The 12,268-nt window shown below is 53.5% G+C and carries 7 protein-coding genes; 4 read left to right on the forward strand and 3 right to left on the reverse strand.

Annotation, left to right across the window (positions count from 1 at the left end):
* From INF26_RS06710 to INF26_RS06725, 4 genes are all read left to right on the forward strand, one after another.
* A partial coding sequence (locus INF26_RS06710; RefSeq protein WP_193530136.1) for a L,D-transpeptidase family protein occupies positions 1–955 on the forward strand: 955 nt, incomplete at its 5' end.
* Between the two features lie 162 nt (positions 956–1,117).
* Positions 1,118–2,287 carry a polysaccharide pyruvyl transferase family protein gene (locus tag INF26_RS06715; RefSeq protein WP_193530137.1) on the forward strand — a complete coding sequence of 390 codons (1,170 nt, stop codon included), beginning with the start codon at positions 1,118–1,120 and terminating at the stop codon, positions 2,285–2,287.
* A gap of 32 nt (positions 2,288–2,319) precedes the next feature.
* A complete protein-coding gene (locus INF26_RS08635) occupies positions 2,320–4,521 on the forward strand; it encodes a glycosyltransferase family 4 protein (protein WP_193530138.1) in 2,202 nt (733 codons plus the stop codon).
* Positions 4,522–4,633: 112 nt separating this feature from the next.
* Entirely contained in the window at positions 4,634–7,636 is a 3,003-nt protein-coding gene (locus INF26_RS06725; RefSeq protein ID WP_193530139.1) for a DUF4422 domain-containing protein, read from the forward strand.
* 138 nt (positions 7,637–7,774) lie between these two features.
* Here INF26_RS06725 and INF26_RS06730 read toward each other — a convergent pair whose 3' ends face one another.
* Genes INF26_RS06730 through INF26_RS06740 form a run of 3 tightly spaced genes read right to left on the reverse strand, consistent with a single transcriptional unit; the run spans position 7,775 to position 12,181 of the window.
* Positions 7,775–10,531 carry a YfhO family protein gene (locus INF26_RS06730; RefSeq protein ID WP_193530141.1) on the reverse strand — a complete coding sequence of 919 codons (2,757 nt, stop codon included), beginning with the start codon at positions 10,529–10,531 and terminating at the stop codon, positions 7,775–7,777.
* 57 nt (positions 10,532–10,588) lie between these two features.
* A complete protein-coding gene (locus tag INF26_RS06735) occupies positions 10,589–11,344 on the reverse strand; it encodes an ABC transporter ATP-binding protein (protein ID WP_193530143.1) in 756 nt (251 codons plus the stop codon).
* A gap of 12 nt (positions 11,345–11,356) precedes the next feature.
* Positions 11,357–12,181, reverse strand: a complete 825-nt coding sequence (locus INF26_RS06740) for an ABC transporter permease (protein WP_226371953.1) — start codon at positions 12,179–12,181, stop codon at positions 11,357–11,359.
* Positions 12,182–12,268: the final 87 nt, after the last annotated feature.

Genomic DNA, 12,268 nt, shown 5'->3' on the forward strand with positions numbered 1-12,268 from the left:
CTACTACTACGACGCCAGGGGCGAGATGGTGCGCGGCTGGCTCGACCTCGACGGCAAGCGCTACCGCCTCGACATCGACGACGGCCACCTCTGGACCGGCTGGTACACGGTTGACGGCCTGTGGTACTACGGGCGCGAGGACGGCTCCATCCTCACGGGCAGCGGTTGGGTGAGCGTTGATGGCCGCACGTTCTACCTTGACCCAGGTACCGGGGCAGCGCATCGCGGCTGGCTCGACCTCGACGGCAAGCGCTACCGCCTCGACATCGACGACGGCCACCTCTGGACCGGCTGGTACACGGTTGACGGCCTGTGGTACTACGGGTGCGAGGACGGCTCAATAATCTTCGGTTGGCTCGATCTTGGTGACAGGAGGTTCCGACTTGATCGAGATCGTGGTTTTCTGTGGATTGGGTGGTTTGATGTTGATGGATCATGGTATTACTCCGGATCGGATGGTGCAATCTATAGAGGTAGACACGTCATTGATGGTGTCACCTACGATTTTGGTGAAGATGGGAAGGTAACGATACCGCCGGGTATGGCCCAGATGGCTTCGAAGGCTCAAAGGTATGGTAGCGGCACAAACTATCTCGTGATGATAGACACGAGCAACAACTATCTTGGCGTGTTTACATGGAATGGAAGCGCGTGGACGCTCTCCAAGTATTGGCGCTGCTCTTCAGGGGCTCCTTCTTCGCCAACGGTGACGGGTCAATATGTTGTTGGAGCAAAAGGGTATTCATTTGGGCATGGTTATACCTGCTATTATTACACACAGTTTTTCGGTGACTACCTCATTCATTCTATAAAGTATTACCCGGGCACCTTCAATGTGATGGACGGAAGGCTGGGGATGAATATCTCGCTTGGCTGCGTCCGGCTTTCCCTTGACCATGCAAAGTGGATCTATGACAATATTCCGAGAGGCACTACGGTTGTCACCTATAGATAAGTGCTTCTCTCTTGTCGTTTTCCAGACTTCTAATGGGGCTGCCGAAGCTTGCGGTGGCCTCCTTTTTGGCTGTCATCATTAATATAGGGTGTTGAGTTGGTTTCAAGATGAAAGTTTATTTCAGTTATCTGGCGAGCGACCTCTTATGAACCGGGGTGAGATATGACACGATTTGCGCTGTACAGCTACTCAACGGAAAACATCGGCGACGAGGTCCAGAGCATTGCTGCGCGCAGGTTTCTTCCGCAGGTTGATGCCTATATCGACAGGGACCGGATTGGGGAGTGGGCATCTCCGTTTGGGGACGAGGCGGTAAAGCTGCTCGCCAATGGATGGTATATGAGAGACCCGTTCGCATGGCCGCCTCGCGACCCATCGATTAATCCGCTTCTGATTTCAATATATATAGAAAAGAGCGGCGTTGGCCCGAACCTTGTGAAGCCGTCGGAGGTTTTTCTCGCAGATGGCAGCCGCTCGTACCTCAAAACCTATGGACCGGTCGGTGCTCGAGATTTGAGCACTCTCAAGTTCCTAAAGAGCGAAGGAATTGATGCCTATTTCTCCGGCTGCCTGACCCTGACGTTGAAGAGGGATAATCGGCTCGAGAGGCAAGACTACGTGCTCGCGGTCGACGTTCCCGACTCTCTGTACCAAGCGATGGTTTCAAGAACCGACCGTCCAGTGATACGCGTCTCACCATTTGGGGACTTCTCGCTCTCGGGTGCTGGTCGAATGAGCGTGGCCGAGCTGTTCCTGGGTGCCTATCAGTCTGCGCACGCCGTGGTCACCACCCGCCTGCACGCGCTTCTACCGTGTCTTGCCTTCGAAACCCCCGTGCTCCTTATTGAAGAGTCTGGGAAATACGACGAGGAGCGGTATTCGGGGCTGGATGTCTTGGCATCGCGAGCCAGCGTTGAAGAATTCATGGACTCCAACCTTAGTTTTGACTTGGATGATCCTCCGAGCAACCCTGACGACTACTGGGCACTTCGGCGTGATCTTATCGATAGATGCCGAGACTTTACTGGCTACGATAGGGGCGAATCGCCGGTCTCAAAGTCAGTTGCCGCATTGGTGCAAGACGGTAGCCTCCTCAGCGCCTTCTTTGATAGCTTTCATAAGCGTCATCTTGCCATGCTTGCAGGATGGGAGGTCGAGAGGCTCCAGACGCAGGTTGATCAGCTTGCTGCGGAGCTACAGTCCTCCAAGGAGGAACTCGACGTTCTTGTCAAAGAGCGTGACCATTTGGAGAGGAATTACAATCAGGTCAAAACCACGAGCCTCTACTGGCTCATCAGGGGCGTTCGCAGGCGAATCTTAGAACGTTTTTGACTTCCGGTTGGAGATGCGCCTAAGGAGGGGCCGTGACACAGCAACAGGAGTCAAGCATCACCATCGTGGTGGTTGCACATGACGAGGGCCTTGCCTCATTCAAGACCTGGGTTTCCCTGGAGTGCGCGTTTGACTGCCTAAAGGGCTCCCTGCACTTTTGGGACGTTTTCGTTGTTGCCCACCAATGCGATGAGACAACGCTGCGAGGTCTGAGGATTTTTACGGACAAGGGTGCGATTCTGTGCGAATGTGACAGGTTCTCCCTTGGTGCTACGCTGAACAAGGTGATAGACGGCTCCAAAAGCGACTACATCGGATTGTTGCGTGCCTCTGACCTCATTACCTCAAACACGATCTCCGATGTGCTTGATTTGGAGGATGATGGGCGAAGTGTCATCTGGCACCCGGAGGCGGTTGTCGAGTTTGGCACAGACGTTTGGAAGCATTTGATTTGGCTCCAACCTGAAGTGGGGAACATCGTCGAGGACCGCTTGGTTGCCCTCAGGAGAAATCCTTGGCCCGGCCCCATGTTTGGAAAGAGGAACGTCTTCCGATTGATTCGTTTTGTTGAAGATGTGGACTACCTTGGGTATGTGCACCATGCCTTTGTTGCCGACAGCTTGGCTAAGGGTATTTGTCACGAGGCCGTTAGCGAAACGGCGGCCTTTCACCGCATCCTGAAAGACGAAGACTACTGCTACCATTACCCCTCATCTGCTGTCTGCCCTCGTAATGGGTTGATGGATTACTGGGCGACGCCTCTCAACAACCCCGCCGATGCATTCGAGGGGCTGTATTCTCAAGGCGCTCCCGCCAATGCTGTGGCGGACGCAAGTGGCCCATCCCTTGTGAAAAGAGTTGGCCTTAGGATAGGATGGAAGCTCAGAGAGCTGTTGTTTGACGGGGGCGACCGATCATCCGATATCCGGCGGGAGTCATCGGCATCTTCTCGGCTGCCCGGCTGGCTGATTAATGCTTGGAAAGCCATGAATGCCGTAGATAACCATCTTTGGCCCACCGAGGATGCTGTCTATGCTGCGGATGTTTTGCTTCATGCTCCTACATATCTGGATTTGATGTTCGCGGAGGCCTTTCATAGGTTGGCTGGTGGTGTGGCGGCCAATCTAGACTTGTTGTTCTTTACGTATGACCCTCTGGGAGCGGGTGGCACTGAAAAGGTGTTGGCGAGATACGCGACTGCGCTGCACGTGCTTCACCCATCGTGGAGGCTTGCCGTCATGCGATCAAAGCCGGAATCGTTTCCCTATAGTGTTCCGGGAGACTGCGCCTTTGTCGACTTCTTTGGCGTCAGCGATGGGATGGATGAGCAGGAGCGCCTCCTGCTCATGGATCGGCTCATTGCGTACTTGAGCCCAGGCAGGCTTTTCTGTTTCTTTGCCGGTTGGGCCCTCGGTGATTTTTCCTATAGATGGGTGCGGTCGCGGATTGAGTACCTTCTCCATAAGAGTATCAAAGTTTATCCTGCGCTGTTCATGAACGAGGCGGTGCCGGCGTCCGAGAGAGGAAGGCTGCTCAATCTCGCGGACCCATTTCTGAGGGAAATTGAACCAGTGATAACCCGTATCGTCACCGACAATAAGATGATACGCCAGCAAGCTCTCAGCTTGAACCCCTTTACGCCCTCTCAGATCGTTGTGCACTATCAACCGGCGGACGAGGGGGACTGCCATGCCATCAGTGGGGAGAGGTCCGATGGGCGGCTGCGTGTACTCTGGGCAAGTCGCCTTGCGCCTCAAAAGCGTCCGGATATTGTCCGACAAATTGGTCTGGCCTTGGATGGTCGTGATGACCAGGCGATCTCCATATCCGTGTTTGGCAGGGAACAGGGGATTTCGAGTTCCATCTTCGCTGATGTCAAATCTGTGCGGTATGAGAGGCCGTTCGCGGGATTTAACGACCTGCCTGTAGACGAGTTTGACGTCTTTCTCTATACCGCCGACACGGACGGCTTGCCAAATATTTTGCTTGAGGCCGTCCGTGCCGGGCTCCCAATTGTTGCGAGCAACGATGGTGGGGTCGGGGAGTTCATAGTGGATGGCATCACTGGTGCCCTTGTGGAGATCGAGGATATTGACGGATACGTCCGAGCGCTTGAGTTTGTTCGCGATAATCCACAAAAGGCATCCGAATGGGTTACAAATGCGCGATGCATGGTGGCAACACGTCACTCGATGCAATTGTTTTTGGACAATGTGAGGGCCGACATCAGCTAAGCGGGGGGGGACGGGCGGGTGCGTCAACGTATCTGCAAGCCGCATATATCCAGCTTTCGAGAATTAGATAGAATCAGTCCTATTACGTACGTCAAATTGTATTGGAGTCTCGATGCCCCGATTCTCAGTATGCGTCTCATCGTATAACGACGCGGAGTATCTCCCCCTCTGCATCAAAAGTGTGACCGAGCAGTTGTTCTCTGATTTCGAGCTTATCATCGTGAACGATGGAAGCGAAGATGACTCGGGCACGGTGCTGCAGGCCTTTGCCAATGTTGACAGCCGGATTGTGCCCATAAACAAAGAGGTCAACCAGGGAGTCCATCGCGGACGTATGGATGCGGTGGCCGCTGCAACTGGTGACTATATTCTGTTTCTTGACTCGGACGACTGTCTTGCCCCTGGGACTCTCGAGGCGCTTGACTCCGTGCTAACTCGTACCAATGCAGATTACCTTCATTTTGGAATGAGGGTAATCCCCGGCGCTTCGATTGATGTGCAAACCGCCAACTCCCTTGCCCGACAGGCGAACGCCAATCCCGGCGGGTTAAGTGCTCTTGACGTCATGAGGGCATCTTACCTTACCTTTGACTGCGATTGGCGTGTGACGCAAAGGGTTTTCTCGGCCTCGTTAGCAAAGAGGGCCTTCTCCCTGATGGAAGGAGATGGTTTTGGGGTTGGAGAAGATGCCTATGAGAACTTCGTTCTCTGCGCGCTGGCCTCGAGAATCCGATATGCAAATACCATTATTGGCTATGAGTACTATCTCAGTAGGGGGGGCACCGGCTTCAAGGACCTAGACGCATCGTCTTGGCGCGCAAACATGAAGGCCTACATGGCATGCAGCGATGCCGCCATGAGATTTGCGGGGGACGATCGCAATCTCCTCGAATATGCTGCGTCTCTCAGAAAGAAGCTGATAGAGAGCGGCATGAACGATTGGAACGAGCGCCTGTGTGTAGATGAGCGCGCACGCATGCTGTCGCATGCAATCGATTTGTGCGGCAACGAGATCGTAGCCACGCACCTTATGCGCTTTGCCCGTGATGAGGCATATGCCGCATTGATGCATGACGAGATGTTTGACGATGAGAGCTCATACTACGCGCTGTATGAGCAGGCAAAGGGCCTTGCCGGCAACCTTGGCGTCAACTCCAAAGATTTTCTCTGCTATTACGTTAAGGCAAAGAGCCATATCGAGGATCTGAGGCGGCGCGCGACGGTCGCGTCTTACTCGGGCAGCGATATTCGCATCTTTGTCTCCACACATAAGAATGTGAATGCATTTGATAGCGTTATTCTCCAGCCCGTGCAGGTTGGATGTGCGCTCAGGAACGACCGGTTCTCATGGGCTCTGCACGACGACGAGGGATCCAACATCTCTCAGCTCAATGCAATGTACTGCGAGCTGACCACCCAGTACTGGGCATGGAAAAACACTGTCTCCACCTACGTTGGCTTCTGCCACTATCGTCGGTACTTTGACTTCAACCCGGAGTGGCATAAAGAAAACGAGTTTGGTGAGATCATCGATGGAAGCATTGACGAAGCCTCTCAAGTTAAATATCTGCTCGATGACATGACAATCGCCGATACTGTCCGATCATTTGATGTGATTGCCACCCCATCGATTGATGTCTGTAAATTCATGGGACCGGGGGCCACCATTCGCTCCCATTACGCTGCTGCCCCTCACCTCCACGTGGAGGACTTGGATCGCGTGATGGATATTGTCATCGAGAGAGATGCTTCATATAAGGAGGACGTGAAAACCCTGCTGTGCGGTCATAAGGCGCGCTTCTGCAATATGTTTATCATGCGCCGAGACATCTTCGACGAGTACTGCTCCTGGATGTTTCCCATTCTTGAAGAGTTCTGCCGCAGGACAGACATGTCACGCTATAGCAAGGAGGGGCTACGCACGCCTGGGCACCTCTCAGAGAGACTCCTGAACATCTTTCTGCTGCATAACGAACGGCTGGGAAGAAGCTGGAGGATTGGAGAGCTCCAATGTGTCCACTTTGAGCATCCTGAGTATCAGCCCGATCTTGAGATACCTATCAAGTTGGATGACGCCAGGCCCGTGATACCGATCGTATTTGCAGCGGACAACAACTATGTTCCCATGCTTGCAACAACGGTGTATTCCGCCATGGCAAACGCGTCTCGCGCATACCGCTACGATGTCGTCGTTCTCCATCGCGATATTAGCTGGGAGAATAGGGACCTGATGTCCGGATGGCTTGGCAAGCTTGATGGGGTGTCAGTCAGGTTTCACAATGTGGGAAACATCATCGGCAAGTACAAGTTGACCACTAGCAACGCACACATCAGCGTGGAGACCTACTATCGGTTCCTCGTTCAAGAGCTGCTCCCGTTCTATGACAAGGTGATATATCTCGATTCAGATTTGATAGTTAAGGGAGATATCTCCGAGCTCTTCTCCGTAGAGCTTGGGGACAACCTTCTCGCCGCGGTCCCCGACATCGATTTTGCGGGTAACGTCAACATGAAGGATGGCAAGAGGGTCCGCTATGCCAGAGAGGTCCTTCACCTCGAGGACCCGTTCGCCTATTTCCAAGCTGGCGTCCTCCTCCTAAACACGCGTGCGATGCGCGACGCTCATCCTATGACTCAGTGGCTCGAGTACGCGTCTGACGATAAGCTGATATATAACGACCAAGATGTCCTCAACGCCCACTGTGAGGGGAGAGTCGTATTCCTCGACTTCGAATGGAATGTGATGATTGACTGTGCCGAGAGAATCGGAGCTGTTTTTTCGTTTGCACCAGGAGAGATGTATGACGCCTTCCTGAGATCTCGCTCTCAGGAAAAGATTGTTCACTATGCCGGTTTTGAGAAGCCGTGGAATACCCCTGACTGCGACCGTGCGGAACTCTATTGGAGCTATGCGCGCAGGACGCCGTTCTATGAGTCGTTGCTCGCGCGTTTTGTCGGGATGGCCAAGTCCGATACGAGTGATCCCATTCAGCATGAGCGAGCAATTTCGCAAGAAAACGCTGTCAGGTGGATTGCCGATTCTATTTTACCCCTCGGCTCAAATCGTCGTGAGGCTGTAAAGGCATTTGTGAGGGGAATCAGGGGTAGGAAGTAGCTCGGTTTGATAACAGCATATGTGAATTATGCAAACACCCCTGTTGGCATTGCCGTTTTGATGGGCGTCGCCAACAGGGGTTTATAGTGCTTGTTCTGACATAAGGAGGACTAAAGAGAGGCGGATTGTCCGTCTCGTCTATCGCCCCGTGCGAATCGTCGCTCCCCGGTTTCTACTCGCGCTTCGTCTCAGGATGGCAATCTTGACAGTGATGAGTCCAGTAAAACTCACCGCGAACAGGGCTATGCCTGTGCTGTAGGCAGCATCCTGGTACACGAGCTCAATCTGATGCTTGCCGTCCTCGATCTCAAACCCAATGAACGCATAGTCAGCTAAGAACGCATCCTGCTCGATGCCATCAACATAAACGTGCCATGATTCGCTGTATGGGATGGGTACAAAGAGGTATCCAGCTTCAGGCGCATTAACTTGGGCTACTATTGAATCGCTTGTATAGGAGGTAATTTCGGGATTCGCCGCGCGCCTCTTCGTACAGCAATCTAGGTAGTAGTCCACATATTCGTCCGGAACCTCCTCAACGCGGATGTTGTCAAGAGTGGCGTCGTCGCAGGCGTTTGTCGTTGATATTGCGACGGTTGCCCGCGTGAATCCATCGTTTGGAACGGGGATATAGATGCTCTCGTTTCCGGCGGCAAGATAGAGCGGCACGGTAACGGGGTTCTGGCATTCGGATGAGTCATAAAAACTGGCAGTTATGCGGAGGTTACCGCTTGCCGTTGAAGTGGCTGTCAAGTTGAAGCATAGGGCAAGGTAGTCGCTCTGCGATGGGCTGATTTCAAAACTAAGCTCATGGTTCTTGTCAGCGCTTCCGGAGGCGCTCCCGAGCACCCGTCCTCGTCTCATGGCTGAGTTGAGCTCTTGTATGACTTGGCTGTTCGAAGGAGAGCCAATATCCTCCGGAACCATAACTGCGCTAAGCAGGAGTTCCTCGCGAAGCTCCCTTGGGGTAGACAGATAGGCGTCTTCAGTAATGGATTCATCTTCGCTAAAGAAGGAGAAGAATTCAGGAGTGTTTGTGTTCACGAGAATGCGTTGGTTGATGTCGGAAGAAGCCTCCTCATAGCCGAGTGGAACATAGTGGTTGTCATCGGCGGGATAAACCACATAGCTAACACCCAGGAGGGCATTGATATATGGGTCGCTAAAGCCATACGTGTAACGGGAATAGCCGAGTGTCTCGATATAGTCGTTGCCAATAGTGCTCATGAACTCAGTGACATTTGCATATGACCCTACGCCGCCGATATAGGATTCAGTACCCCTGTAGGTATAGGCCATTGGGCTGGTAAGCAGATCGGTTTGATAGTCTACGCGCGCGAGTCCGCTGTCGGCACCCGTCTCATTGAGCAATTCGGAGAGTCCGCTGTTGAATGTTTGCTCATAGCTTTCCCGGGTTTGGGCTGGTACACGATTTACAAACTCAAACCCCTGTACGAGTATTTCTACGGGCACGAGAGCTGCAATGGCAAGCGCAAAAATGATATTACCCGTCGCGCCGTGTTTGAGGAGGAGTACCGTATATACAACAAGGAGTGCGCATGCGGCGATAACGCGCAGAGGACGATAGTGGCCTGGGAGGCTCAGGCAGGCAATTGTAGAAAAGATAACAAGCACGATGGTCCAGAACAATAACGGGCGAGGCGCGCGAAGCTTCCAAAGCTTGTCGAGTCCAAGTGCTCCTAAAAGCGCAATGACAAAGATTACCCACGTTGAGGACATGCGGAAACTGCTGGCCTCAATTGATCCTCCGCTTAGGAGAAACCTGAGGCCCGGGAACACAATATACGCGAGAGAGAAGAGGCTAATGACCGCCAACCAGATAGTCTGGCGACGAGAATTGTCTTTGAAGGCAAAGGGCAGGCCCACGAGAGATAGTAGGCCGCAGTAGAGGTAGGGTGTGTCTAAGAAGCCCATGTAGCCAATGGGATCATTCATGAATCCGGAAGCGGCGGGGCTGAGGGCCTTGAGGTATGCCTCGCTGAGAACGCGCGCGTCAGGTGCCTCGGCTAGGCCCAAGAGCATTGAGCCGAGCGACACGTCCTGTGAGACCCGGGCGCTGTGTGCGTAGGAATCAAGATAAACGAGCAGGGAAGGCATAGAGAGCAGGACGCCGCACAGATAAAGAAGGGCGATTCTGCCGATTGAGCGCGAGAGGGCCTGCTGGTTCAAATCATCGTGATGAAACCCAAGGCTGAACGCGGTGTACATGGCTAGAACGAGCGTGTAGAGCACAAGACCGTACACGCTCAAGGTCATCACGATGAGGGCGAATGAGATGGGGAGGGAGATAATCTTTCTAGGGTTGGAGAGCGCGCGCTCTACGCTCCAGAGAAGTGCCGCGAGAAGTGTGACCTCTGCGGTATAGGCGGTCCAAGGGGCGAGCGCGAGCATTCTTCCACAGAAAGCTATTCCGAGGCTTGATGCAATTTGGGTTTCGGGGCGCACACCGAAATACCCGATGAATAGGTAGAAGAATACCCCCGCGAGTATGACCTTAAGCATCTGTGAGACTAGCATCATGGTCGGGACGGCATCGCGGCCAAACCACGAGACGATATATTCTGGATTGAAGAGCTGAACAGTGGTCGTTCCCAGAAACTGTGATGGATTCCAGGTTGAAAAGTTCAGCTCTGAGAATCTGCTTGCGGCATTTAGGAAGAAAGGCACTGACTGCCCGATGCTATCCGAGCCAACGTCATAGTAGATGAGATATCTGTCGCAGACGAGAAACGTCGCATACATGACGAGGGTGAGCAGAATGAGCATGGTGAGGAAAAACAGGAACCTTCTTCTTCTCTGGCGAGACGAATCGAGCGCCAGGAACTCGTTCCTCTTTTGCTCTAGGAAGGAACATACGTGAGCAACAAAACTCATGCGACTCCTTTTGGATAAAGTATTCCACGAAAGGGATTGCCGACCGCGTCGTGCGATCTACGCGAATTGAGCCTTATAGGCCTTGAGCACGTCGCCCACAAGACCGTCCATGCGTTGCTCGCCTTTCTCGATCCAGATGGCGCGTTGGCAGATGCGCTCGACCTGCTCCATGGAATGGGAGACAAAGAGCACGGTCACACTGCCGGAGTCAATGAAGTTCTTGATGCGCTTCTCACACTTTTCCTGAAAGAAGACGTCGCCCACGGAAAGCGTCTCGTCTACGATGAGAACATCGGGCTCGGTAACCGTGGCGATGGCAAAAGCGATTCTTGCCACCATGCCAGAGGAGTAGTTTTTGAGTGGCATATCCATAAAGTTATGGAGCTCGGCAAAGTCGATAATCTCCTGGAGATGCTCGTCGATGAAGTCGTTGGAGTAGCCGAGGAGGGCGCCGTTAAGGTAGATGTTCTCGCGGGCCGTGAGCTCTGGGTCAAAGCCGGCCCCAAGCTCGATGAGTGGCGCTATGTTGCCTCGTACGATGATGTTACCCTCAGATGGCTCCAGCACGCCGGCGATGCACTTGAGCATGGTGGACTTTCCTGAGCCGTTGGTACCTACGAGGCCCACAACCTCTCCGCGGCGCACCTTGAAGCTCACATGGTTGAGAGCGCGAAACTCTTTGAAGAACAGCTCATGCCGCACAAGCTTGATGAAATACTCTTTGAGGTTGTTGAGCTGCTCTGAGGCAATGTTGAAGATCATCGAGACGTCGTTGACCTCAATGACGTGCTCAGGCATAGAGGTGTCTGTCATGCGATTCCTGCCTTAGATGTAAAGGATGAACTTATGCTCGGTCTTGCGGAATACGAGTACGCCGATGACAAGCGCCAGAATTGCCCACAAAACAGCGAGGGTGATGACCGTAGGGCCGGGGGAGGTCTGATAGACGATGGCGCACCGCATCATGTCGATGTAGTTGTACATGGGATTGGCCTTGACCACCGCCGTGACGATCCACGGAGCGTTGGAGTTGGTGAGAAGCGACATGTCCCAGAAGATGGGGGTTAGGTAGGTCCATGCGGTGAGCAGGACACTCCAGAGGTGGATCATGTCGCGGAAAAAGACTGCGAGCGCGCCGATGAGCAGAGAGACTCCCGCGCAGAAGACCATGAGCAGGAGCAGCGCCGGAATCATCCAAGCAAGGTGCCAGGTGGGCGCGATGCGGAAGAACAGCATGACAATGACGACCGCAATGAGCGAAAGCGCGAAATTTACCACTGCGGAGAGCACTTTTTGGATGGGGAAGACCCAGCGGTCAACCCTGACTTTTTTAAGGAGTGGAGCCGCATCGATTATCGACCGCAGGCCTGTACTGGTCGCCTCGTTCATGAGACCGAAGGTGACGTTGCCCACGATGAGATAAAGTGGATAATTCTCAACGCTTGACCCGCGCAGGAAATAGGAGAAGACAAAGCTCATGACGATCATCATGAGCAGGGGGTTCAGCACGCTCCAGACGACGCCCAGAACCGAGCGGCGATATCGAAGCTTGAAATCCTTGTTCACGAGCTGCTGAAGAATGAAGCCATCTTTGGCGTAGTGGCCGGCAAGATGGGGTATCTCGGCTTTCTGCGCTCTCTTTTGGGTCAAGGTTCCTCCAAGTCCCTCTGCTCTTCTGAGCATAGAATGCTATCACAGCTGGCATGCGGCCATAGAATCGGCAGAGGGCGGGCGTCC

It is taken from the genome of Thermophilibacter gallinarum, assembly GCF_014982725.1.
In the GTDB taxonomy this organism is placed as follows: Bacteria; Actinomycetota; Coriobacteriia; order Coriobacteriales; family Atopobiaceae; genus Thermophilibacter; species Thermophilibacter gallinarum.

Excerpts from the sequence above, each read along its gene's own strand:
- INF26_RS06730 (WP_193530141.1), bottom strand. The coding sequence starts at position 10,531 with ATGAGTTTTGTTGCTCACGTATGTTCCTTCCTAGAGCAAAAGAGGAAC.
- INF26_RS06725 (WP_193530139.1), top strand. The coding sequence starts at position 4,634 with ATGCCCCGATTCTCAGTATGCGTCTCATCGTATAACGACGCGGAGTAT.
- INF26_RS06715 (WP_193530137.1), top strand. The coding sequence starts at position 1,118 with ATGACACGATTTGCGCTGTACAGCTACTCAACGGAAAACATCGGCGAC.
- INF26_RS06735 (WP_193530143.1), bottom strand. The coding sequence starts at position 11,344 with ATGACAGACACCTCTATGCCTGAGCACGTCATTGAGGTCAACGACGTC.